The sequence below is a fragment of the Limisphaera sp. VF-2 genome (assembly GCF_049537125.1).
Taxonomy (GTDB): domain Bacteria; phylum Verrucomicrobiota; class Verrucomicrobiia; order Limisphaerales; family Limisphaeraceae; genus Limisphaera.
Map to the genome: position 1 here is coordinate 790,496 of NZ_JBMVQY010000001.1, position 24,798 is coordinate 815,293.

The following is a 24,798-nucleotide window of genomic DNA, read 5'->3' on the forward strand; positions in this document are numbered from 1 at the left end:
GCTCCTGCAGGGACACGGCGCTCAGGGCAGGATCACCCGATAGAACCGCGGTCCCTGGCTGCGCGGTTCCCGGAACCACAAGCTTTCGCCCGGCGCAACCAGGTCCGCGACGGTCCGCCATCGGGCCGGCTGCAGGCTGTCGGTGACCTGGAGCTGATACCGGACGCCGGGCAGGGTGACCCAACCGACCTCCACGGCGCCTCCGTCGCCGGGCACGCGCGCGTCCAGCAGCGGGGGCGTGAAAATCGCGTTGGGCAGTCCGGGCGAAGGTGCTGAAAAGAGCTGGCGCTGCACCGACTGTCCGTCCGGCAGCGAACCGTACGATTCGTCTGCGCCCATCCCGGGCAGCCGTACGTAATCCACCACTGCCGGCCCACCCGGTTGCTCACGCACCAGGCAAACAACCGAGGATTGTCCCAGCCGGAAGTTGGCATGCCAGTGCTCCGCAGTGGTTTCCTGGGCCTCCCCGTCGGCCCACACCACGGGGAATCCATACGCGGGGAGAACCGCGCCCGAGGGGAATGGCCAGCGGGTGAGGTTCGTCAGCGAGTCCGAGAGGTACCAACCCTCCAGACTCAACGGCCAGGGCGCGGCGTGATGCAGCTCGATCCACGGCTCGCGTTCGCCCAGGTTGTCCACCGGACCCCGGGTGTTCCACACGGACACCTCGTTCAGGACGAGTGGCGGGAATGCAGGCAGAGAGCGGGCGATGGAGTTCGGACGCCCCGGCGTGCTCGGTTCGGCCACGAGCTGCAGCTCCAGTTCCATGCCCCAAACGATGTCGCTGCTGCCGGTACTGACCTGATGCACCTGCGCGGCCACTACGTTGCGGCCCCGCCGCAGCAAGGTCGAATCCAGTTCGAAGGTCTCGATCGCGGCATCGCCCACGGTACGCTCGGCCAGCGTGCCGTGAGTGACCGGCGTCTCGGGACTGAAGCCCACCCGCAGGACCTCCTGCCCGTTCAGGTAGATCACCGCCGCGTCGTCCACGATCACCCGGGCGATGAGACGCGTGCCCAGTACGGGTCCGGAGTGATGGAAGGCAGTGCGGAAGTAGAAGGTGGTCGGTCCCAACGTGAGCGGCGTGCTCTTCGGCGCCGGCAAGGCGGCATTTTCCACGTACAGCAGGCCGGCGCCGACGGGCCACGCGCTGTCGTCGTACTCGGGCCTTCGCCAGGCGTCGCCCAGATCGACGCCCGTTTGATTGTACCGCCAGGCCTGCGTGTAGGTGAACAACAGCCAGGGCTGCGCGGGCGAGGGTGGGATCGCTTCCCAGTTGGCCACGGGCCCGTTGTTCTGGGTCGGGTCGATCAACTGCAGGGAAGCACCGCCGCCGTTGGCCGCCTGCGGCCACGGGAGCGCCGCTTCGTACCGCACTTCGTTCAGAATCTGCAGCGGGCCGGACGGTGGACGGCGCACGAGTCGCAGGTGATCGCCGGCCGTGCCCAGTGTGCCCGTCCACGTGCCGGCCACCGGAAGGGCCGTGCCGTAGAACTGCTCAAACGCCGGGCGGTTTCGGACCACCACGGCGCGCTGTCCGGGGCCCAACTGCATGCCCGCGGGGAACTGGAAGACCAGGTTGCTTCCCGTCAGCAACACCTGCTCCAGCGGTTCCCAAGTGCGGGACGAATTGTTCATCACTTCGATGAATTCGGTCCCCGGCTGGGCCGGCCGGTAATGGATTTCGCTGATGACCAGGTGAGGCTGGACCTCGACCTGCAACTGCCATTGCTGGGTGGCCGTCAGCAGCCCCGGTCCGTCGTCCTGAACCCGCAGCGTCAGCACCAGGTTCGTGGCGCCAAAGTCGGCCGGAACGGTCCAGGTCAACCAGCCCGACACCGGATCCAGTGCCATCCCGGGCGGGGGTGGCGAGACCAGATCGAACCAGAACTGCTGCGGCGGCAGGTCATCGTCCTCGGCGATGGCGCGCACGGCCACGGACCGGCCCTCGCCAACCTTCAACGGCGGCAGGGGGAGCAACCGCGGCGGCTGATTGACCTCGTTGACCCAAACGGCGAACGTGCGAGCCGAACTGTCCTGCGGCGGCAGGGTCTCCGTGGCACGTACAATGAAGACGTGATTGGCCGGGCCGTCGGCTTCCGTGGTGGGCCAAAGGATTCGACCCGTGATCGGATCGATGGTGGCCCCCGGCGGTGCCAGATCCAGGCTGAACCGCAAGGGACTCGGCGGTTCATCCGGGTCATACGCGGCAACCGTGAAGTCGAAGACCTGCCCCTCGTCCACCTGCAGGGCGGGAATGAACGGAATCACCGGCGGATTGGGCACGTCCACCACGCGCACGGTGAAGCTGCGCGTGGCGCTCAAGGGCGGCGTTCCATCATCTTCCACGCGCACGGTGACACGGAAGCTCTGGCCTCCCGTGGTCAGACCCGGCTCCCAGCTCAGGCGTCCCTCCGCGGTCACCGCCATGCCCTCGGGGCCTTCCGCCAGCGAAAACGTCAGCCGCTGCGGCGGCAAATCGGGGTCCAACGCCTCCAACTGCAGCACCCACAAGGTCCCCTCGTCCACCACGGCATCCGCCACCGGTGGAAGGACCGGCGCCGCGTTCACTTCCCGCACGGTGATCCGCACGGGGAGCGCGGCGGTCCGGGGTGGCGTGCCATTGTCGACGGCCAACACCGTGAACGTGTGGACGGCCGGACCATCCGCCTCGTCCGGCGTCCAGCGGAATTGCCCGGTGACGGGATCCAAACTTGCCGTCGCCGGGGCATCTCCACCCAGCTGATAAGTTATGGTTTGACCGGAGTCCGAATCTCGAGCCACCACGGTGAAGGTCAGCAGACCGCCCTCGTCGACGGTCAGCTCTGGCAGCGGATCGAAGACGGGTGGACGGTTTCCTCCGGCCAGCTCATTGGGCGCACCCGGCGTGGGCCGGGTCAGCTCGTACAAGGGCAGGTCCGCGCCGTCCGGAAATCGGCCCTGACTCACATCGTCCTGTTGGGGACCGAAGGTGAACCCGTCGACCAACGTGCCGTCCGGAGCAAACAAGCCGAGGGCTTCGCCGGACCTGCTCAAGCGGAAGTTCGCGTGCAACGGCCCACCCGGTTGCGTTTGACCGGTTTCCTCGTCCGCCCAAACCAACAGGAAGCCGCCGGGCGGAATGCGCGTGCCGGCGGGGATGCGATACTTTGTCGGACTTTCCAGGTCGTCCGTGAGATAGTAACCGGACAAATCCACCTCGTTGGTGCCGGCGTTGTACAACTCCAGCCAGTCGTCGTAGTCCCCGTCGGCCGGATCGGGCACGGAACGAACGTTGCTGGCCATGAATTCGTTGATCCGCACGGTGACGGGCGGCATCTCGGGATTGTTGGGCTGTCCGGCCGTCGTGTGGACGAACGGCCGGCGCTGTCGGGGCTCGCCATCGGGATAACTGCCAAAGGATCGACCCGAGGTCAGCTGCTCGTATTCCAGGTAGTCCACCACGGCCGGGGTCTGGGCCGTACCCTGACGTCGCGTCAGCGCAACCGCGCCGGATCCGGGCGTGAGACGGAAGCTGGCGTGCAGTTCGTTGGACCGGCTCTGCTGGGGTTGGCCGTCACACCAAATCAGCAGGAACCCGCGCGGTGGGACGACCGTGCCCGTCGGGAAGGTCCAGAGGGTGAGGTTCGTGTACGTGTGGGTGAGGAAGTATCCGCTCAAATCCACGGGTTGGTCTCCCGCGTTGTAGAGTTCCACCCATGGATCCCGCTCGCCCGCACCATCGGCCGGACCGTTTACGTTTTCCGGCATGACCTCGTTGATCCAAATGGGCGGGAAGGGTGCCAGCGTCTCTGCCACGGCGTTGGCGCGGCCCGGGGTGGTTCGGTTCGGGTGATTCGTCGGGGTGGCCGCCCAGTTACCGACCCGCCAACTGCCCTGGGCGGGGTCGATGAGTTGCAAGGAGGAGCCCAGACCGGCGGCGTTGGTGGGCCACGGCAACCGTGGCCAGTACCGCACATCCGTGACGAGCTCTTCCGTCCCGGGAAGGGCCCCCGGTCGCACCAGGGCGATCCGTTCGCCCTCATCCGCCAGCCCGCCGGGATAGACATCAAAAATCGGAACGCCGCCCCCGTACACCGCCTCGAAGGCCGTTCGATTCGCCACCAACACCCAGTAGGCCCCGGGCTGCATTACGGACCCGGCAGGGAAAGTGTAATTCAACCCTCGCAGACGATATCCGCTCAGATCGAAACTGGTCGTCGTTGAACGGTTGAACAATTCGAGGAAACTGGAGGCAGCCTCCGCGGCGGCCGGCTGGTAATGGATCTCGTTGATGACCACGTAGTCCTCGGGTCGGGGAATGGCTCCGAGGTAATACACCGTGATGCTGGTCTGGGCCCCCGGCACCGGATTGCCCAGGCGGTCGCGCCCCACGAACTGCAGCACGTTCGTCAGCCCGGTCAACGGCACCTGGATCCGGAACGTGCGTACCCCCGTCCAGGTGACCGGATAGGGAATCCCGTTGACCTCAATGGTCGCCACAGCAATGGGCGCCGTGCCATCCAGGGTCACGGCCGGAATGCTGGACGTGAAGTTGTTACCGCCGTTGGAGGTGATGGCGAAGGTGGGAGTGTCGGCGGCGTTCAACTGGCTCTGAATGTAACTTCGCCGGGCATTGATCCAGGAAGTGATGACCGAAGGATGCGAAAGCCCGGTGACGCCGTTCTTCAAAAGGATCGAACGCCGTGCATCGATCTGGGGTTGGAACCGTTCCGGCCGGAAGGGCCCGTTGATCGTGTCCTGGTAGGCCCGCCAGTTCATCCGCAGGAACGTGGCGTTGGCATAGGCCCGGTTCATCGTGTTGTCCTGACCTCCGCGCAGGGCGGTGGTGCTGGAATCCCCCAGGCCGAAGGTGAAATCAATGTCCCAGGGAATCAGCACCCACCTCCCTCCCGCGGGCCGGTACAGGTACATGTTTTGCCCGACGCGGTAGGTCCAGGCGTCCCAGTTGCCCATGGCAAAATCGAAGCAAAGCACGCGCATCCACTGCTCCATGTCCGCCAGGTTCAACACGCCGGAGACATAATTCGGAGAGGTGTCATTCAGGGCGGTCACCAGGTCGAAGAACTGGCGGTAATTGTTGGCATCGCCATCCCGGGTGCGCCGCTGCCAGTTCCACCGGTACCGGGCCAGCTTGTACTGGTTGTCCACGGTGACGAACCGCTCGATCGTGGCGCTGGTGGCGTTGAAATCCCGATTGTTGTCCTGGAACTCGAACCAGACGGCGATCTTGTACAGGTCGCCCGTGTTGTCGGCAGGGAACCACAGTTCCGCATAATCGTGGTTCGGTTCCTCCAGATCCTCCATGATGTCGGGGCGGAACAGGCTGCCGTTGAAATAGAGCCGCATGTAATGGGCGTGCAGGTAGGGGATGCCGAGTTGCTGGGCATACCAGGCGGCCAGTTGACTGCGGATTCCGGTGGCTTCCGAACCTCCGTTGCCCGTGGAGGCAAACACACGGCGCAAGGCCCCCAACAGGGGCTCGTCCGCCGGGGTTTGGGCGGTGATGTCGCCGCGGCCGGCATGGTAGGGACTGCCCTTGTCGCGGAAGCCGGTGTTGTAAATGACCCGGTGGTTTCCATAAACCAGCGTGCTGTCGCGCCAGGTGTTGTCGAGTCCGTTCGTCCGAGCCGAGGCGGTCGCGGAGGTAAACCACAGGTGATAGTGGGCGAAGGTGCCGAAGGGGACAGGATCGCCCCAGCGAATCAGGCATTCCTCCTGGGGCGCGCGGGCCGGGAAGGTGGAGGAGGCACCCGCCAGGTCGGTGGCGACAATCCGAAAGGCCAGGAGGGTACCGGCGCTGCGGCCGGCCAGTTGCGCCGTGTAAATGCCATCCCCGGCCACCTCGTCCCCTTGCGTGCCGTTGTCCACCATCGTCACCGTGGTCAGCGAGGAGGAAGGATCGATGCGATACCGCAGCCGCACCAGGGACACCCCGTCCGGATCCGAAACACGACAGGTCACTTTGACGATCTGGTTGGCCTCGGGCAGCGGGGGATCGTGGCGCACCTCGTAAATGGCCGGGCCGGCATTGGCCACCCGGCGGCTGTTCGGCAGACCCGGTGTGCCCAGGTTTTTGGGAACGATGAGATCCCCGGCCAGCTCCAGTCCATTGCCCCGGATGCGGAAGAGGATCTGCGGCGAGCCGGCCAGCCAACGGGCCCGGGCCCGGATCACATTCGTGGTGTTGAGCGTCAGAGCCGTGGTCAGACTGGTTCGAATCGCGTTGGGACCGGTGTCCATGTCCCCCGTGGCCCGCACATAAAGACAGTTGGCCCCGCTGACGGCCCCTGTGGACACCACCAGCGAAGTGCTGTGATTGCCACTGAACACCCAGCCCGTACTGCCACTCTCGAAGCCCCCGTTGGCCACGACGTTGCTCTGGCCAAAGCGGAGCACTTCCACGTCGTCCACCAGGCACTCTCCATACTCCAGCAGTCCGAGGTAGAGTCGATTGGCGCTGATGCTGGTATTGGCGTGGTCGAACCGGCCGGTGATCGAGAGGCTCGTCCAGGGCGCCTTGGCCGTTTCATCGCTGTCCGCCCAGTTCGAAGGTAGCATGGGATCGGCGCGAGGGTCGATCAATTCCAGGCTCGATCCGCCGCCGTCGGAATACAGTCCCCATCGGCCTCCATCGACATAGGCCACCTCGGCCACGGTGATCCAGATGCGGTTGCTGCTCACCTCGCCCGATTGGTTGGTGATGACGATCCAATCCGGCTTGGCCAGCGCAAGACGCTCCCCGCCATTGCTGAGTCGGCCGGAGTAATTGCCCACGGTGTTGGCGGCATTCAGTTGCGCATAGTTGCTCAACAGCCGGTCTCTGTTCCGAGCCACGACGAGGAAGCCACCGGGAGCGATCATCGTCCCGGGCGGCAGGGTGAAATCGATGCCCTGCACGAAGCGCCAGCCGCTGACGTCCACCGCCTCCGTACCGCGGTTGTGCAGTTCCACGTATTCGTCATCGTCATCCTCGCTGATCGGGTGATACATGATTTCGTTGATCACCACCGGCTCGATGCGCCGGGGCCCGTTCGCGGCACCCGGCGTGGGCCAGGCCAACCGCCGCCAGTCCGGCGAACCATCGGGAGAACGGCCCGTGGAGACCCCGTTTTCCTGGCCGCCGAAGCGCACCGCATCCAACACCCGCGAGCCGTCCGGGCTGAGCAGATAGATCGTCTCTCCGGCCGCGTTGAGCGCAAAGCCCAGCTGATTCTGATCCCAACTCCGGTGAGATCCCGGTTCAATGAAGGTCCCATCCGGAATGCGGAACTTGTTCGTCCAGGGATCGTCCGTGAGGACCAACCCGGAAAGGTCCACCCTCTGGTTCGAGCGGTTGTACAGCTCGATGAAGTCCAGCTGCGGATCATCCGTGTGGGCCAGGAACTCGTTGATCACCACGCTTTTCTGGGGCAGGGGCACAATCGGATCCAGTTCACCGGGCGATCCGCCCCGCAGTTCGCTCGCTGCCCACGCACGGACGTCGTTCTCACCATAGCTGGGCCGGGCCAGCACCAACGAATGCCCCGCTCCGTCGGCTGCGGCCGGCCAGGGCGGCTCATCGGAATACTCCACCGCCAGCCGAATCGCACCGGCATTGTTGAACAAGACCACGCGGCCTCCGTCATTGGGCAGGTTGCCCGTGTAGGGCCCCAGCACGTTGGTGATTCCATACACGGCCCGGATGTCATCGGGACTGGCCGCAATCACCACCGTCTCGCCGGCTTGCAACACGAACCCATCGGGGAACCGGTACTCGATGTCGCCTCCGATACGCCAACCGGTCAGTTCCTCGAAGATCGAACGGGCGTTGTGGATTTCAATGAACTCCAGGTTCCGTCCGTCCGTCCGCGGCGCGGGATGATACATGATCTCGCTGAAGATCAGGCCCGTGGTCCGGCTGGAGGGGCCCACCGGTTCGCGCTCGAGTTTGGTCGTACCGGTGACCTGGCTCCGCGTGGGGCCGAAGTCACGAAATCTGGCCAGGGCCACCGCGTTGGTGGCGTCGCTGCACACGGCAAACCCCACGTACAACCGATTGGAAAGGCCCGACAGGGTGGCCGTGCCCAACTGCGTCCAGGTTTGGCCGTCCAGGGAAGCAAACCCGGTCAACGTGCTGCCGCTCCGTCGCAACCGCAACCACGTGTAGGGGTAATTCACCGCAACCCCGCTGCGTGGCGAGCTGAGGATGGCCGTGCTGCCATTGGTAAGGCGGGCTTGGAAGAAACATCCCAGCTGGACCGAGCCCGCGAAGGCCGCGGCGAACCGTGCCGACGCTTCCAGCGTCTCGCGGGCCATGAGGCCCGCCCGGACAAACGGATCCGGCACCGTCAGGCCCGCCACGCGCACTTCCAGATCGAAATCGCCGGTTCGTTCCTGCCAGCCGAAGTGGAATTGATCTGATGCACCGCCAATGGTGCTCCCACTGCCGCTGACGTCCACCCCGCCCGGCACGCTCACCGTGTTGCCGGGCAAGGCAGGGTTGCCAATGTTCTGCGGGACGAACTCATAGGCCGTGAATTGCACTTGCGATCCGGGCGGCAGCGGATTGGGCGTGGCCGCCTGGTCGAAAAGGTTGCTGACCGTCAGGGTGTAGGTCTCCCCATACGCGAGCTCGGTGGTGATCAGCAGGATTTGACTGGCATCGGCACCGTACTGCGCCGCCACCACCCCACGGCCGCGGTCCAAACGGTAGTTGGCCGGGTTGGTCGCCCCGGGTGCCGCCATCGGTTCGCTGAACCAGACTCGCACCTGGGTGCGCCCTTCGTTGCGGGCGGCCAGGAGTTGGGGCGGAATGGTGTCCGGTGTGACCGTGAGCACGGCCACCGCACTGGTGACGCTGCCCTGACTGTTCGTGGCAATCACCCGGAACTGCGCCCCGTGGTCGGTCAACCGAACCGGTCCGTACTCCAGCACCGGCCCGGTGGCGCCGGGCAGGTCCACGAAGTTTCGTTGCCACCGGTAGCTGACCATTTCGGGATTCACCAGTTGCACGACGAAGACAGCCCGCTGGCCTTCCATGACCGTCGTGTTGGTCGGTTGCTGCCGGATGACGGGCGGCGTCAGTGCAATGCCGTAGGGCACGAAATACCGCGCGGGGATGGGCCCTTCGTCCACCCCATCGGGGCGGAGCCAGCGCACGGCCAGGTTGTCTCCGCCGCCTCCTTCCTTCTGCAGGGCCGCGATGTAATAGTACTGGCCCGCCACCAGGCGGACCGGCGCAGACTGTTGGTTCGGCTCCTTGTCCCACTGGCGGGAATCGGTCCAGCCCGAAACCCAGGCGATCAAGCGGCGATTGGCCGGAGAGGTATCGGTGCTGAGCCACAGTTCTCCCTGATCATCGCTGGCGATCCAGAATATGTAGTCGCCGGTCACCGGGGGGGACACGTACCCGTGCATGCGCTGGCCGTAATTGTCCAGCGCATTCACCGGCGCTTCAAAAAAGTCCGTGACGTAGTTGGTGGAGGTCGGATTGTTCGGAAACGCGGGGGCGTTGGTCAGATCCGGAATCGAAGATCCCGGCAGCCCTTCCCACACCTCCCGGAGGAGTCCCTGTGCCATGCCGCTTCCCGCAAGCCCCAGCCACAACCACAGCAAGCCTTCGATTGCCACGACCCGGCACCGAAACGGTCGTCTCCTCATACGCGTTTTGTCTCTGGCGGGCACTGTCGCACCCCCTGGCTCCTGGGCCTGTCAGCGCCGGGTGGGGTCCGACTCACCCCGGCCGGCAGTGCGCAGGCTGGGAAAATCTACTCAACAACCGCGCAACCAGCCAGCCCGAATTGCCGCACCGCATGGGTTCGTGGAAGCGGCTTCCGCGTCGCCTGCCATTTAAGATTGACCGGACTGTTCGGTTTGTGCCGAGATGGTAGGACCCTAGGGGATTACCGTCTGAGATTGCAGGAAATGCCGAGACACGCCAGTCAGAGCGGAAACGGGCCGCGCCGCACGGCCGGCAGCAAATACGATGCACATCACTCGGTCCTGTCCCAGGCCTACGGGGCCCTGGCCGACCTGCGCCGGGAATTGTCAGACACCCCGGCCCTGGTGGCCGAACGCACCGAGCTGCTTTCCCAATTCGCCGCTTGTCCCGATCCCCAACGCGCCTGGTTGCTGCTGGAGGATTACTTCGAACGGCTCGGGCTGAGTCGCCGCGATTTTCCCGGCGACGACTGGTGGCCCAAACTGCTAGCGGCCCGCGACCATGCCCGGCTCGAACAGCTCGCCTTCCTCTTCCTGCGCGCCAAACGTTCCCTGCCCAAAGAACTTCAACCCCACGCCAACGCCGAACGTTTCGCCCGCGCTGAACAAGACGCCCAGGAAGCCGCCCTCGTGCAGGAACTGGAGAACTGGCTGGCCCCCCGTAAACCCGCCCTCCTCGACCAACCCCGCGCCCGGCTCCGCGTGTTGGCCATGCCGCGACCCCGCCCAAACGCCCCCGGCCGACACGAGCTCCTCATCGAGTTCGCCCTCACCCGGCCCCGCACCGGCGAACGCCTCCGCTCCCTGCAGGAGATCCTCGACCTCCACACCCGCGCCGCGCACGAAGAAGAGCTCTTCGCTCCCTCGGACTGGGAATTCATCACCTGGCTGGCCCAAACCTACAAACCACGTCGGCCCCTCGAAGAACCCCTCGTCCTGTCCGACACCGACCTGCTCCACTGGCTCACCCGCTGGGGCCACAACGGCCGGCTCGAGACACCCGATGGCACACCCCTGCGCTTCCACGGAGCCGTCGCCGAACTCGAACCCCACTTGGAACCCTGCAACGGCGAACTCCATTTCACCCATCGCCTGCGGTGTCCCGACGGCCGGCTCCATTCCCTCGAGGGACTCTGTTTCTTCACCCAGCAACCACCCCTGGTACTGGCCGATCACGAGTTCTATCTGTTGCGGAATGTCCCGCCCGCCGGCGTCCTGGCTCACTGGGCCACACGGCGCTCCGTCCCCGTGCGCAAGCTCAGTCACCGTCTCCTTCATCACCTGCGCAAGGCGCAGCGGGGCAACGGCACCAACTGGGACAGTCTCTTCACCACGCACGCCGCCAAACCGCAATTCGTCTTCGAGCTGCTCGAGGACTCCGTGCGCCTCCGCCTCCAGGCCCGCAGCGAACGCGACGGCAGCCTGTGGACCTGGACCGGCACGGAGTGGCGCCGGCTCAACCCGCCGGCCCCCGGAGACAAACTGGAAATCCTCGATGACCCGCGCCTGGAACCCGCCGTGCAGTGGCTCAAACAACTGGACTGGTTCTCCCCCGAGCCCGGCCTCTGGACCGGCGATCCCAACGAAAACTTTCTCAACGTCCTGGCCCGCGCCTGGCCCCAGCGTCCACCCGAGGCCGAGTACCTCGGCAACCCCGCCTTCCACCGTCTCTTCCTGCAACCGCGGAAACTTCGCCCCCGCCTGCTGGTTCGCGGCAGCGGCATCGACTGGCTGGCCGTTTCCGCCGAATGGGAAGCCGAGGGCTACCAACTCACCCAGGCCGATCTCGAACGCCTCGCCACCGCCACCACGCGCTACGTCAAACTGCCCAACGCCGGCTGGGTCGAACTCGACGTCGAGGCCGTCCAACAAGCCCACGAAACGATGGCCGATCTGGGCCTGGAAAGCCTCGCCCCCGTACCCGTGCGAATCGGGCTCGAACAAGCCGCCCACCTTGCCGACGAAGAGTTCCAGCGCTTTGCCGACACCCCGCAGGCCCGCGAACTGCGGGAACGCCTCAAGTCCTTCCAGGGCATCCCCAGCGAACCCGTCCCCGCCGGCCTCCGGGCCGAATTGCGCCCCTACCAAAAAGCCGGGTTCGACTTCCTCTGCCACCTCAGCCGACTCAAACTCGGCGGCATTCTGGCCGATGACATGGGCCTGGGGAAAACCCTCCAGACCCTGGCGTGGTTGCTCTGGCTCAAAGAACGCCACCCGCGCTCGCCCAAACCCTCCCTGGTCATCTGCCCCGCCTCCGTCCTGCACAACTGGCGGCGCGAAGCCGAACGCTTTACCCCCGAGCTCAGCGTCCTGGTGCTCGAGAGCGGTGCCGAGCGGCACAACCTCCGACGTCAAATCCCCCACCACGACCTCATCGTCACCAATTACGCCCTCCTCCGCCGCGACCTGGAGGCTTTGCAAAAATTCAGCTTCCGCGCCCTCGTGCTGGACGAGGCCCAGTTCATCAAAAACCCGGGCGCGCAAGTCACCCAGTCCGTCAAACAACTCAAAGCCGACTACCGCCTGGCCCTCACCGGGACGCCCCTTGAAAACCGCCTGCTCGATCTCTGGAGCATCGTGGACTTCATCCAGCCCGGTTACCTCGGCTCCCAGGAACATTTCCTTCAAACCTACGAGCCCACCGGCAGCTCCGAGGAAGCCGCCATTGCCCAGCGCATCGCCCGACGCCGTCTCGCCGCCAAACTGCGCCCCCTGCTCCTGCGCCGCCTCAAGAAACACGTCGCCCGCGACCTGCCCGACCGTATCGAACAACGGCGCGACTGTCCCCTGGGCGACGAACAACGCAAACTCTACCTGGCCGAACTGCGGCGGAGCCGCGACCAGGTCATGCGGGCCGTCGAAACCCAGGGCCTGCACAAAAGCCATATGCACGTGCTGGCCGCCCTCACCCGCCTGCGCCAGATCTGTTGTCACCCGCGCTTGGTCGGCAGCGACGCCCCCAGCGGCAAAACGGAGACTCTCTTCGAGCTGCTCGACCCTCTCGTCGCCGAGGGCCAGAAAGTGCTCGTCTTCTCCCAGTTCGTTCAGATGCTCCAAATCCTCGAAGAGGAGTGCCGCAGCCACCAGATCCCCACATACCTCCTCACCGGCCAGACCAAGAACCGTCAGGAACTGGTCAGCACCTTCCAAAACGACTCGGAACCCGGCGTCTTCCTGCTCAGCCTCCGCGCCGCCGGCACCGGCTTGAACCTCACCAGCGCCAGCTACGTCATCCTCTACGATCCCTGGTGGAATCCCGCCGTGGAAGCCCAGGCCATCGACCGCTCCCACCGCATCGGCCAAACCCACACCGTCAACGCGTACCGCCTCATCGCCCCCGGCACCGTCGAGGAAAAAATCTGGGAGCTCCAACAACGCAAGGCCCAGACCATTGCCGACGTTCTGGGCGAACAAGGCTTCGCCCGCAGCCTTACCCAGGCCGACCTCGAGTATCTCTTCGCCGAGGATTGAACGAACCGCCTCGCAAACCTGCGCCCGGCACGAAAGCCATCCGGCACTTCAGGGCCACCTTTTCCACGGACACCCGGGCCCCTCCTGCGAGTCTTCACATGGCGGCACAGTCACCGGACCCGCCGGCCCGTGGCCTCCCATGAGCCTTCAGGCAGGCTGGGAAAAACCGGTGCTCGCGTCGCCCCGCAGCAGGCCAGTGCAACCCTGGACTGGTGGAGTGCGGCCGACTTTTCTCTCCCGAAATGCCCCGGCGGTTGGGAATACCCCGGCCAGGGCAACCGAGCAGGATACCGATGACGCACGCTCCTGCGGGCCTGGCGACATGAGTCTTCTTCCGATCCCTCCCCGAAGGCTTGCTGGATGACGCTGCGTGGGCTTTGGCAGCCCCCGGCCCGCACGATCGCGGCACCTGCGCTACTGGATCGCTTTCAATTCCTCGGCCGTCCAGGGCTGGCTCCGGCCTGCGGTCGCCGCTTTCACCGCTTCCACCTCGGCGGCGGTGATCGCCGGAGCTTTGTTCCCCCACGCCTGCCGAATGTACGAAAGCGCGGCCGCCAGGTCCTCAGCCGACAACGCGGCGCCCATGGCCGGCATGGCCAGATTCCACACCTGGCCGTGAACCTCGATCGGGCCCACCAAACCGTGCAGAGGAATTCGAATCAAACGGCCCGGCGGCCCCACCACAAATTCCGAGCCGGCCAGCGGCGGTGCCTGACCCGGCTTGCCCGCCCCATCCACGCCGTGACACAGCGCGCAGGTCGTCTCGTACACTACGCGACCCCGGTTCAAAAACGCGTCCGCGTCCGAAGCCGGCTGCAGGGCCGCCACGACCGTCACCGACTCAAAAGGCGCATACACCTGGGGATGAAACCACCCGCTGCGCTGGTCGAAATACAACATCCCCCAGTAAGCCAGCACTGCCAGAACGGTCACCAGCCACATCGGCACGGTCACCGTGCCCGATCGCGCTCCCGTCCCGTTCTCGTGCGCCGTCCCTTCCCTCGAAACCCCTTCGCTCATGGCTGTGCCGAAACCGCGGTGTTCGTTTCCGTGCCGGCCCGACGTGCCGTGGGCAACTGGACCGGCGCTTCAAACAAAGCCGGCGAGGCATTCAGACTTTGCAAATAGGCCACCAACGCCCACGCCTCCGGCCGCGGGATCACCTCCCAGCCCGGCCCCGGTCCATGGCCGGCCGGCAACACCAGCGCGTCTGCGCTCGGTCGCTCACCCGCAGGTCGCACCTCGAACAAGTACCGGTAGGGGGGCATCATCGAGCCGGGACTTTGAATCTGCGGATCCCACAGGTGGGTCAGCAACCAGCGTGGATCAGGCACTCGCGCGCCCACATTCGCGAGATCCGGTCCCACCCGCAGCATCCCGGGCATTACCGGGTCGTCCCACAAAAAGTCTGCAGCCACACTTCGACGGCGACCCCAGCCCCGCTCCAAATCCGGCCCCACCGGCCGAACGGTCACCACCGCCTTCGCTCCGGTGACTTCGATCTGGCGTCGGGCCCGGTCCGCCTCGGCCACCTCCACACCCTCCAGCACTTGAAAGGGCAAACGGGTCACCGCCTCGGCCACGCGGACGCGACTCCACTGCGGCGCCACGGTGAGAATCGCTTCGACCAACTCGGTCAAATTCGTCCCCGCTTCGGTCACCGCCAGCCCCACCGAAACAGCCTTCTGCCGCACCTGCTGACTGTGACAGGTGTAACAACCCTCGGAGCGGTAAACCTCCCGCCCCTGGGCCGCCAAACCGGGCCGGGCCACGGGATAAAGCTGCTTGTCCGGCACCGTGGTTGTCTCCTTCTGCTGCCCCAGTTGGACCTGGGGATACCAGACCAGACCGCACCAGGAACCGGTGAGGCCCAGCAGGGACACGACGAACACCCACGCACCCCGGTTCATCGGCCCACCTCCTCCTGTGTTACCGGTGCCAGCGCCAAGGCTCGCCAATGTCTCCACTGCGCCCCGGCCACCCCGACAATCACAATCCCCAGGTTCACCGCAAACAACAGCGTTCCCATCCACCAAACCAGATCACCGACCGTGCTCATCCGGAGGGCCATCAGCGTGCGCTTCAACACCTCCACATTTGAGACCGCGGCATCCTGCCAAGCCAGGCCTTGTTGCACCCCGGCCACGGCCAGAGATCCGGCGCTCACAACCAGGCCCACGACGGCACACCAAAAGTGCCAGCGCACTCCGCCTCCCCCGCCGGGCAGTCCGCACGCATGTCGCAGCCATGCGTACAGCGCAGCCACGGACGCCAACCCCAGCCAGCCATGCACCTGCAGGTTCTGTTGTGCGAGGCCCCACCAGGTAAACTCCAGCACCGCACCCGGACCCGGCACGTGCAGCAAGAGCTTCATGACCGAAGCCACCGTGAATGCCAGAAACGCAGCCATGGCAAACCGCCCGGCTCCATCGGACCAAAGTTGTCCACAACGCTCCCGCGTGGATCCCCACCCGTTCAGCCAGGCGGCCAGCCAGGGCACCACGCTCAGCACCGCCGCCACCGTTCCCACCGTGGGCAACCAGGCGGGCACGGCCGCACCCGGCGGCACACACGCCCAACTGGTGAACACCAACAGCCCGAAGAACGTCAGCATCGCGTAGTACCGGCTGTACAAGGGCCGCCCTGTCCAGATCGGCAACCAACCCCAAACCAACCCCAGCGCCAACATCGTTCCGACGACACCCTGCAGATTCCATTGAAACCACCAATCGACCACCGCCTGGGTCATGCCCCGGACCGGATGCAAGCCCAACAACACCCAGGCCGTCGAGATCGCCCAGGCCATCCAGAACAGTCCGGCCAGCAAAAACCAGTGCGGCGGCTCCAGCAAGCGGTCTTGTCGCCGGTGCAACGTGGCCAGGGCGGACACACCCAGCAGCACCAGCCCGGGCCCCGACACCCACACTGCGTAGGCGGGCAATCCCCAACCATCATGGCCGGTGGCGTCACCCGAAAGGATTCCCAACACACCCACCAGAATCCCCAGATGCCAGAGCTTGGCCCCCAGAAACGCGAGCCCTCCCCAGGCAATACGCGAGCGACCCGACCAGGCCAACCAGCCCAGCAGAGCACCCAACGCCAACGGAATGACACCGCCAAACCAGCCCGCCTGCGTGGCTGCGACGCGCACGCGACCGTACGTCAACCATGGTGCATCCGCCAGAAAGCCCGGCCCGTGGAATTTGATCGAGGCCACGAGGGCCAGCGCTCCGGCCACCACCCACCAAAACGCGGCCCCCGCCGCCCAGGCCATCACCGGCCAGAAATCCGCAGATGCGGCGGCGACGGGGCGCGGGGTGGACCTGGCCACGAGAATCGGCTCCTCCAACGCCTGTTTCATCACTCCGTAGGCAAACGCTCCCTGCTACTCATAGGGACTGGGCTGGGCCGGAGGCGCAGGAGGCGCGGCGTGGGCTGCTCGCACCCGCTCGATCAAGTTGGACCGCGCCGCCGCCGGATCCCGCCATTCCCGCTCGACCACCTGCATCGCCACGTCCACGGGCAGCCGAACGATGCCCTTGTCCCGGTTGATCCATGCGGGCGTCGTGAGGACCTGATGCGCCGTGGCCCGCACCTCTTCCAAGGCCTTGTACCGCTCCGCCACGCGCTCGGCGTTCAAGGGCGGCGGCGTCATCACGCGACGCGTGGCCCACACCATGACCGCCACCACGCCCAGCGCCACCACGGCCGCCAGGACGTAGCTCCAGAAGCCTCGACCGTTCCCCATCATGACGCACCTCGTTCCGTCGCCGGGGGCGCATCCGGCAGATCATCCACCTGATCCAGCTCGCCCCCGGAAATCTGCGTGGGCACCGGGTGATACATCCCCATCGCCTCGATCAGCCGGGGATCCTTGACCGGATAGGGAGCCGCCGACGCGTACTTCGCCAGGTACACCTTCGCGAGCAAACCGCCCATGAACGCCCAGCAGCCCAGGGGCAGCCACAACCACCGCAGCGGCGGGCCCTCCGGATGGATCACCGGATAAATGTTGAAGCCCAGGTCCACCCAGTGCATCAGCCAGGCCCACACCATCAACGGCGCCATCAGCCACCATTGACTCTTGGCGTCAATTCGCAGCAACGCCAGGAACGGCAGAAAGAAGTGGCCAAAGATGATCACCAGCCCCACGTAGAACCAGCCGCCCCGTTCGCGGATCACGTACCAGAAGGTCTCTTCCGGAATGTTCGCGTTCCAGATGATGAAGTACTGGCTGAAGTGGATGTAGGCGTAAAAGACCGTGAAGGCAAAGATCAACGTGCCGAGGAAGTAGAACTGATGATCGTGGAGCACATGCGTCAAAACGCGCTGACGGTTCAGCACCGCGATGATCACATAAACGGTGGTCAGGGTGGTCCAGACGCTGCCGGCGAAGTAATACACGCCGTACATGGTGGAGAACCACTGATGCTGCATCGCCTTCATCCACAGAATGGCCCCCAGCGTCAGCGTGATCGCAAAGACGAAGATGCCCAGTGCCGAGTAGAAGCGCATCCGGTAGGTGCACAACGCCTCGCCCGTCTCGTCCTGTCGCAGCGACCATTGCCGCAGTCGATGGGCAAAGAACCCCCACGCGCCGAAACAGAGCAGCGAGATCCCGTAAAACGCCGGCAGGGTCAACAGCGGCCATTTGGCATGCAATGCGTGGTCGGTCTGCGGATCGCTGCTCATCCAGGGGTACAACTGGCGTGCCAGCAACCCCACCGGGATCCACAGCAGCAACAGCCACGGAAACAGCAGGGTGGCCACGTGTTCGCACTGACGCCGCACCGGGACCGACCACCCGGCATCGAACAGGTGATGCATCATCACCAGGAACAGCGCGCCCAGTCCGATGCTGAGCCAGAACATGAATCCCAGCAGCCACGCATGGGCAAACTCTTTCAGATCGAGCAGGGCTCCCAGCAGGGCCAGCGCACCGCCGATCCACATCGCCCTGTCCGGCAGGCTTCGCCACCGTTCCAGGTCCAAGGGCGGGCCCAGGCTTGTGTGTTTCTCGCTCATGCTCAGCGCGTCAGTTGTGCCCGCAACTCGGGCGGAAGTTCCTCCGGATGCCCCAGCCAGCTGCGCTGCAGCACCCGTACATAGGCCACGATCGCCCAGCGATCCTCCACCGGGATCTGGGCCGCGTAGCCCTGCATCAGATTCTTCCCGTAACTGATGGTGTGGAAAATCTCGCCATCCGGCATTTCGACGATCCGCTGGTCATGCAGGTTGGCCACCACCGTCATGCCCAGCTTGCGCGTAATGCCGTTGCCATCCCCCTGCGGCCCGTGGCAGGGCGCGCAGTAGATGTTGAATCGCTCCTGCCCCCGCCGCAGCAACGCCCCCGTCACCGGCAGCGGATTCAACTCCACGAAATTGGTCGAACCCGGAAGCCGTCCCGTGTTCACCGGCGCATCCTCGAACGGAAGCACCGGGCCGGCAGCCGTCAGAATGGGACTGGCTCGTCGCACCGTTCCCGGCACCGGAGGTTGGGAGCTGATGCCGTTCGGGAAAAACGCGTTGGGCTGTTGCGGCCGCAGCTTCAACTGCCGGTCCATGTCGGGAAACACCTCGATCGGCGGTTTGCGCGACAGGCTTCCGCGCGTGCCCGCAATGCCCACGATCACGACCACCACCAGGGCGTAGATGAGCAGGAAGTAGCGCATTACTCCTCCACCAGCTCGATGTTTCGGCCCCCCAATCCGGCGAGCAGCGCCCGCACCTCCGCCTCGTCGTACTTCGGATCGGACGCCTCGATCACCAGGAAGAACTTGTCGTGGCTGGCCCCGCGTTCGATGAACCGGCGATGTTTCAGCAGCGGATGATACCAGCGCGGCAACCGATTCAGAATCAACATCCCCCCGAGAGCCCCGAACGCCCCGAACAAAATCGTCAGTTCATACGAGGGCGGAAACGCGGAGAAGGGACTGAACATGGGTTTGCCCCCCACCACAATGGGGTAATCCCACGCGTTCATGTACCAGATCATCAGCATCCCGGTGGTGTAGCCGGTCAGACCACCCAGGAAGGCGAACCACCCGACCTTGGAATTCTTCAGCCCCATGGCGTGGTCCATCCCGTGCACCGGAAAGGGCGTGTACACGTCCCAACGGGTGTACCCGGCATCCCGCACCTTCTCCGCGGCATGCATGAGATCGGCCGGCGTGGCAAATTCCGCCAGCACCCCGTAGGCCCTGACCGAATGGCTGTTCATGCGTGCCCACCTCCCTTCGGTTTGGCGCCCCCCAGCGGATGATGCGGATCCGCATAGGGCGTCACCCCCTTGACCTCCGAGATCGCGATCATCGGCAAGAATCGCATGAACAACAGGAACATGGTGAAGAACAACCCGAACGTGCCCAGGAACGTGGCCACGTCCACCCACGTCGGCATGTAGTAGCCCCAGTTGGCCGGCAGAAACTCCCGATGCAGCGAGATCACGATGATCACAAACCGTTCAAACCACATGCCCACGTTCACCAGAATCGAGATGATGAAGACCAGCCAGAGGTTCTGCCGCACACTGCGGAACCAGAAGAGCTGCGGAACCGCCACGTTGCAGAACAGCATCAGCCAGTACCCCCACCAGTAGGGGCCCAGCGCACGGTTCATGAAGGCAAAACGTTCGAACGGACTGCCGCTGTACCAGGCGATGAAAAACTCCATGGCGTAGGCGTAGCCCACGATGCTGCCCGTGGCCAGGGTCACTTTGCACATCACGTCGATGTGCCGCAGGGTGATGATGTCCTCCAGGTGACACAGCTTCCGGAGCGGCACCAGCAGCGTCAGCACCATGCCGAATCCCGAGAAAATGGCGCCGGCCACGAAGTACGGCGGAAAGATCGTCGTGTGCCAGCCCGGCAGCTGCGACACGGCGAAGTCCAGCGACACGATGGAGTGCACCGAGAGCACCAGGGGCGTGCTCAGGCCGGCCAGGATCAGATAGGCCTTCTCGTAGTTGGTCCACTGCCGGTTCCCGCCGGTCCAACCCAGGGCCAGGAGCCCGTAAACAATCTGGCGGATCCGCGTCTTCGCGCGGTCCCGCATCACCGCCAGGTCCGGAATCAGGCCCATGTACCAGAACAAGACCGACACGGTGAAGTACGTGGACACCGCAAACACGTCCCACATCAGCGGCGAGCGGAACTGCGGCCAGATCCCGTTGGAGTTGGGAATCGGGAACAGATACCAGTCGAACCACACGCGGCCCACGTGGACCGCCGGGTAGATGCCGGCGCACATGACCGCGAAGATGGTCATGGCTTCGGCGGCACGGTTGACCGCCGTCCGCCAGCGCTGCCGCAGCAGGAAGAGAATGGCGGAAATCAACGTGCCGGCGTGTCCAATGCCGATCCACCACACGAAATTGATGATGTCCCACCCCCACATGGTGGGGTGATGATTGCCCCAGACCCCGACGCCCGTGCTGATCTGGTACGCCAGCATCGCGATCAGCAACAGGAACATCAGAAAACTCGGGATGAAGGCCAACCACCACCACAGCGGGGCCCGGCCCTCGGCAATACCCGCAATGTGATCCGAGATCCAACCCAGGCTTCGCTGATTGGCCACCAGCGGGGGCCGCTCCAGTTCCCGCGGCACCGGTGGCGGTGTCATGGAAAGAACTCCCTCGGCCATGGCAAGCTTCCCCCCGTTCAATGGCCCCCGGCGGGCGCAGGCGCGCCCGACGAGTGAGCCCCGTGCCCCGACGCGAACGGATCGCCCGACCGCAGCGTGTACTCGGCCAGGGTCATCGGCATTTCGTGATAATCCGGCATCGCCGGATTCGGATTGCGAATGCGCGCCAGGTAGGTCGTCCGGGGCTTGATGTTCAAGAACTCCAGCACCGTGTAATCGCGCAACTGCCGTTTCAGTTGCGAAACCCGGCTGTTCGGATCGGCAACGTTGCCAAACACAATCGCCCCCGCCGGACACGCCTGGGCACATGCGGTCGTGAAGGCCCCGTCCGGCACCACCACGTCGCCCGAATCCCGCGCCTGCACCTTGCGTGCGATCTTGGCCTGTTCGATCCGCTGGATGCAGAAGGTGCACTTCTCCATGACGCCGCGCATCCGCACCGTCACGTCCGGATTCTTCACCATCTTGATCAGGTCCAGCTCCTCCTGCGGCCGCCGCGCGAACGGCCCCTTGTACAGCCCGTCCAGCGGACGCTTGTTGTAATCGAAGAAGTTGAACCGCCGCACCTTGTAGGGGCAGTTGTTCGAACAATACCGCGTGCCCACGCAGCGGTTGTACACCATCACGTTGAGCCCTTCGTGATCGTGCACGGTCGCGTTGACCGGACAGACGTTCTCGCAGGGCGCGGCCTCGCAATGCTGACAAAGCATCGGCTGCATCACCACCTGCACGTCCTCGATCCAGGACTCCTTCCACTGATGCGGCGAGTCGCGCCAGACGCTCTTGTCCTGCTGCTTGTCCGGGTGACTGGCGTAGTAACGGTCAATCCGCATCCAGTGCATCTCCCGGCCCCGGCGCACCTGGTCCTTGCCCACGATGGGGATGTTGTTCTCGCTCTGGCAGGCGATCACACAGGCCGAGCATCCCACGCAGGCGTTCAAATCGATCGACATCCCCCACTGGTGCAACGCCCGCGGCTTCTCTTTGTCGAGCGGATTCGGATACAGGGGCGCCACCACCGGCGGCTCGTGCAGATTCAGCCGCTTCACGAAGTCCGGATATTTCCGGAACTGGTCCAGGTTTGCCTCCCGAATGATCGGCCGCCCCTCCATGGACCAGTGATCCTGCGTGCAGGCCAGGACATACTTGCGTCCCGTGCCCTTGACGGTGGCCCCCACCGCAAAATGCGGCTGTCCGTGCGGGCGAATCGCGTAACTGTTGAAGCCGACTCGACGCCCCACCCGGCCGGCCCGTTCCCGTCCGTAACCCAGGGCCAGCCCCAGCACGTTGTCGGCCATGCCCGGTTGAATCCAGGCCGGTCCCTGTACCACCCGCTCGCCCACGCGCACCTCGACGAGCTCGCTGTTCTGGATGCCCAGAGCCGCGGCGGTGCGTCGGCTCATCAAAACCGCATTGTCCCAGGTGATCTTGGTGATCGGATCCGGCAGCTCCTGCAACCAGCCGTTGTTGGCATACCGGCCGTCATCCACGCTGTGGTCCCGATGCCAGATCACCTCCAGCCGCTCGGGCGTCGGCCGCTCCACTGCCAGCCCGGCCACCGCCCGGCGTACCGCAACCTCCTGCAGCGGCAGACGACCCAGCGGCCGGGCCGGACCCCCGCAGAAACCATCATGCAGAAAGCGCTTCCACTCCTCCTCGAAATTTGCCGGCTGCGCCTCGGCGCGGAACGTCTCGCGCGCAATTTCGTACGGCTGCACTTCTGTTCGACCCAACAACCGCGCCAGAAACTCCAGCTCGGACATCCCGCCGAACAACGGCTGGATCAACGGCTGGATCGCCAGATAGGCGCCGTCGCTGGTCCGGGCGTCGCCCCAGCTCTCCAGGAAGTGCGCCTGCGGGAAATGCCAATGGCAAAAGGGAAAGGTCTCGTCTTCGTAATACCCCAGTCGCACCACGGTGCCCGCCTTCTGCTGTGCCGCGGCCCAATTGAGATCTGCCGGAGCCGTGTAGACCGGATTGGCCCCGAGGATGACCAGGGTTTCCACCTTCCCCTGCTGCAAAGCCTCTGCCAGAGCCGCCAACCCGTCTTCGGACGCGGGCTCGGCCGGCACCAGCTCCAGGGTCTCGCCCACCGCCCCCAGGGCGTGGTTGATCGCATGGGCAAGCAGGTGAACCGCCAGCGGCTGGCGATGTCCGGCGACCACCAGGCATTGCCCGCGATGCGCCATCAAATCCCTGGCGCATCCCTCCAGCCACTCCATCCAGAGGCCTTCCATGGACGGTTCGGGCAAACCCTGAAGCCCACAGTGGCGGGCCAACACCACGGCTGCCGCCGCCACCTGACTGGCGGGCAGCCGCAGACGATGGTCCGCCTGCGCGCCCGTCAGGGTCAGCAGGGCCTCCAACACGTACAGCCGGCTGATTTCGTCCTGGGGTTTTTCCAATTTCCGACTTTGCGCAAACCGTCGGATGTGCTGGAAGGCATCGTCCTCGGTGCCGATGAAGTCGCAGTCCAGCGACACCACCACCCGGGCACGATCGAATCGGAACCGCGGCTGCACCGGTCGCCCGAAGGCCAGACTGGCGGCGCGCCGGTGGACCGCCAGATCCAGCGGGTCGTGCTCGTACCAGGTCGCTTCCGGATAAAGCGACTGCAGCTCCCGACGCAACCTCGCCCGCGACGGCGAGGTGGAGGGTTCGGCCAGGACCGCCAGTCCGCGTCCCCGACGGGCCTTCAGTTCCTCAGCCAGCCGGGCCAGATAGTCCAACCCCTCCTGCCGGGGCACCGTTTGCCCCTTGTGCGTTACCCGCCGGGCCCGGTCCGGATCGTACATGCTCAGGATGGATGCCTGCGCCCAGCGGTCGGTGCCGCCGTTGCCATCCGGATACCGGTCGTTACCCTCGATCTTGATGGGACGACCTTCATGCCACTTGACCACCAGGGGGATCGCCCCGGTGCGGGTCGGCATGGCCGTGGCATAGTACTCCGGCCGGCCGTGCACGTACCCTTCCGGATGTTGCGCAAACGGCATCAGCCGCTCTTCCGGCCGCCGGCAACCGCTGCCCGTCAACCCCAGCCCGGCCAGCAGGAACGAAGCCGACATGATCCGCATGAAATGCCGACGGGAGACGGGGTCCTGCCACTCGCTGGCGCCCTCGGGAAACTCCCGCTCCAACCATTGCTGGAACTCGGGGGTGCGAGCCAGCTGGTCCAGACTGCGCCAGTACCGGCGCCCGCTTTCCGGTTCGGGACAGGGCGGAGGCGGTGTTTTCATCGGTGACACGCGGAACAATTCTGCAGGGATTCGATGCGCCAGTGCTCGACCATGCGTCGGCCCTGAGATTGTTGCTGCCGCGCATGTTCAGCCGGGTCCTCGCTCCAGCGCCAGGCCAGATCCGTCACCTTGTCGAGCGGCCGCACGAACGAGGCCGGATCGCGATGACAATCCAGACAGAAGGCCATGCTCAGGGGTTTGGCATGGAACACTTCGTCCATCTGATCCACGCGGCCGTGGCATTCCACGCAACTGATTCCCCGGTTCACGTGGACGGCATGGTTGAAGTACACATAGTCCGGCACCTTGTGCACCTGCACCCAGGCGATCGGACGTCCCGTGGCGGCACTTTCCCGCACGAGAGCCAGCCGCGGATCATCCTTCAACACCTGGTTGTGGCAGTTCATGCAGGTGCTGCTGGACGGGATGTTCGAAAACCAGGACCGCTCCACGTCGTGGTGACAGTAGCGGCAGTCCAGACCCAGTTGGTCCACGTGGACCTTGTGGGAAAAGGCCACCGGCTGCAGCGGTTGATACCCCACCCGCGTGTACTTCGGTGTGAAGTAATACCAAACCCCCGCCACCACTCCGCCCCCGACCAAGACCAGCCCGGTCAGGATCATCAGCGGTAGCCGGTTCGTCCACTTTGGAAAAACGGCCGACATTTGTCGCAGCCCGCGAGTCCACGGGCAACTCCGGTTCCACTACCTGTGATCCAAAGCCCGAGAAACAACCCTTCCCGGCA

12 protein-coding genes are annotated in these 24,798 nt (G+C 65.1%); 1 reads left to right on the forward strand and 11 read right to left on the reverse strand.

Annotated elements, in window-relative coordinates; genetic code table 11:
• Nucleotides 1-21 precede the first annotated feature (21 nt).
• Nucleotides 22-9,642, reverse strand: coding sequence for a lamin tail domain-containing protein (locus tag ACPDIT_RS02805; RefSeq protein ID WP_423441337.1), 9,621 nt, complete (start codon nt 9,640-9,642; stop codon nt 22-24).
• 264 nt (nt 9,643-9,906) lie between these two features.
• Between ACPDIT_RS02805 and ACPDIT_RS02810 the strand changes: the two genes are divergently transcribed.
• On the forward strand, nt 9,907-13,173 hold the full coding sequence (locus ACPDIT_RS02810; RefSeq protein WP_423441339.1) for a DEAD/DEAH box helicase: 3,267 nt from the start codon (nt 9,907-9,909) through the stop codon (nt 13,171-13,173).
• A gap of 414 nt (nt 13,174-13,587) precedes the next feature.
• Here the strand turns inward: ACPDIT_RS02810 and ACPDIT_RS02815 are convergent, their stop codons facing one another.
• From ACPDIT_RS02815 to ACPDIT_RS02860, 10 genes are read right to left on the reverse strand one after another with little or no spacing between them, the layout of a single operon-like run.
• The gene (locus ACPDIT_RS02815; RefSeq protein ID WP_423441341.1) at nt 13,588-14,193 is read right to left on the reverse strand and encodes a c-type cytochrome; all 606 of its coding nucleotides are present in this window, start codon (nt 14,191-14,193) and stop codon (nt 13,588-13,590) included.
• Entirely contained in the window at nt 14,190-15,083 is an 894-nt protein-coding gene (locus ACPDIT_RS02820) for a cbb3-type cytochrome c oxidase subunit II (protein ID WP_423441342.1), read from the reverse strand. The genes ACPDIT_RS02815 and ACPDIT_RS02820 overlap by 4 nt, the downstream gene beginning before the upstream one ends.
• Nucleotides 15,080-16,534 carry a cbb3-type cytochrome c oxidase subunit I gene (locus ACPDIT_RS02825; RefSeq protein WP_423441344.1) on the reverse strand — a complete coding sequence of 485 codons (1,455 nt, stop codon included), beginning with the start codon at nt 16,532-16,534 and terminating at the stop codon, nt 15,080-15,082. Before ACPDIT_RS02825 ends, ACPDIT_RS02820 begins: the two co-directional genes overlap by 4 nt.
• A 24-nt stretch (nt 16,535-16,558) precedes the next feature.
• On the reverse strand, nt 16,559-16,924 hold the full coding sequence (locus ACPDIT_RS02830; RefSeq protein WP_423441345.1) for a hypothetical protein: 366 nt from the start codon (nt 16,922-16,924) through the stop codon (nt 16,559-16,561).
• The gene (locus ACPDIT_RS02835; protein ID WP_423441347.1) at nt 16,921-18,198 is read right to left on the reverse strand and encodes a hypothetical protein; all 1,278 of its coding nucleotides are present in this window, start codon (nt 18,196-18,198) and stop codon (nt 16,921-16,923) included. The genes ACPDIT_RS02830 and ACPDIT_RS02835 overlap by 4 nt, the downstream gene beginning before the upstream one ends.
• 2 nt (nt 18,199-18,200) lie before the next feature.
• On the reverse strand, nt 18,201-18,845 hold the full coding sequence (locus ACPDIT_RS02840) for a c-type cytochrome (protein ID WP_423441349.1): 645 nt from the start codon (nt 18,843-18,845) through the stop codon (nt 18,201-18,203).
• Nucleotides 18,845-19,393, reverse strand: a complete 549-nt coding sequence (locus ACPDIT_RS02845; RefSeq protein ID WP_423441351.1) for a DUF3341 domain-containing protein — start codon at nt 19,391-19,393, stop codon at nt 18,845-18,847. The genes ACPDIT_RS02840 and ACPDIT_RS02845 overlap by 1 nt, the downstream gene beginning before the upstream one ends.
• On the reverse strand, nt 19,390-20,796 hold the full coding sequence (gene nrfD, locus ACPDIT_RS02850) for an NrfD/PsrC family molybdoenzyme membrane anchor subunit (RefSeq protein WP_423441353.1): 1,407 nt from the start codon (nt 20,794-20,796) through the stop codon (nt 19,390-19,392). Before nrfD ends, ACPDIT_RS02845 begins: the two co-directional genes overlap by 4 nt.
• Nucleotides 20,797-20,834: 38 nt before the next feature.
• Nucleotides 20,835-24,053, reverse strand: a complete 3,219-nt coding sequence (locus ACPDIT_RS02855; protein WP_423441355.1) for a TAT-variant-translocated molybdopterin oxidoreductase — start codon at nt 24,051-24,053, stop codon at nt 20,835-20,837.
• Nucleotides 24,050-24,718: a cytochrome c3 family protein gene (locus tag ACPDIT_RS02860; RefSeq protein WP_423441357.1), complete on the reverse strand. Its 669-nt coding sequence runs from the start codon at nt 24,716-24,718 to the stop codon at nt 24,050-24,052. Before ACPDIT_RS02860 ends, ACPDIT_RS02855 begins: the two co-directional genes overlap by 4 nt.
• Nucleotides 24,719-24,798: the final 80 nt, after the last annotated feature.

What these genes read in the sequence shown, in the direction of transcription:
- ACPDIT_RS02805 (WP_423441337.1), bottom strand. Translation starts at nt 9,642, where the DNA reads ATGAGGAGACGACCGTTTCGGTGCCGGGTCGTGGCAATCGAAGGCTTG.
- ACPDIT_RS02810 (WP_423441339.1), top strand. Translation starts at nt 9,907, where the DNA reads ATGCCGAGACACGCCAGTCAGAGCGGAAACGGGCCGCGCCGCACGGCC.
- ACPDIT_RS02815 (WP_423441341.1), bottom strand. Translation starts at nt 14,193, where the DNA reads ATGAGCGAAGGGGTTTCGAGGGAAGGGACGGCGCACGAGAACGGGACG.
- ACPDIT_RS02820 (WP_423441342.1), bottom strand. Translation starts at nt 15,083, where the DNA reads ATGAACCGGGGTGCGTGGGTGTTCGTCGTGTCCCTGCTGGGCCTCACC.
- ACPDIT_RS02825 (WP_423441344.1), bottom strand. Translation starts at nt 16,534, where the DNA reads ATGAAACAGGCGTTGGAGGAGCCGATTCTCGTGGCCAGGTCCACCCCG.
- ACPDIT_RS02830 (WP_423441345.1), bottom strand. Translation starts at nt 16,924, where the DNA reads ATGATGGGGAACGGTCGAGGCTTCTGGAGCTACGTCCTGGCGGCCGTG.
- ACPDIT_RS02835 (WP_423441347.1), bottom strand. Translation starts at nt 18,198, where the DNA reads ATGAGCGAGAAACACACAAGCCTGGGCCCGCCCTTGGACCTGGAACGG.
- ACPDIT_RS02840 (WP_423441349.1), bottom strand. Translation starts at nt 18,845, where the DNA reads ATGCGCTACTTCCTGCTCATCTACGCCCTGGTGGTGGTCGTGATCGTG.
- ACPDIT_RS02845 (WP_423441351.1), bottom strand. Translation starts at nt 19,393, where the DNA reads ATGAACAGCCATTCGGTCAGGGCCTACGGGGTGCTGGCGGAATTTGCC.
- nrfD (WP_423441353.1), bottom strand. Translation starts at nt 20,796, where the DNA reads ATGACACCGCCACCGGTGCCGCGGGAACTGGAGCGGCCCCCGCTGGTG.
- ACPDIT_RS02855 (WP_423441355.1), bottom strand. Translation starts at nt 24,053, where the DNA reads ATGAAAACACCGCCTCCGCCCTGTCCCGAACCGGAAAGCGGGCGCCGG.
- ACPDIT_RS02860 (WP_423441357.1), bottom strand. Translation starts at nt 24,718, where the DNA reads ATGTCGGCCGTTTTTCCAAAGTGGACGAACCGGCTACCGCTGATGATC.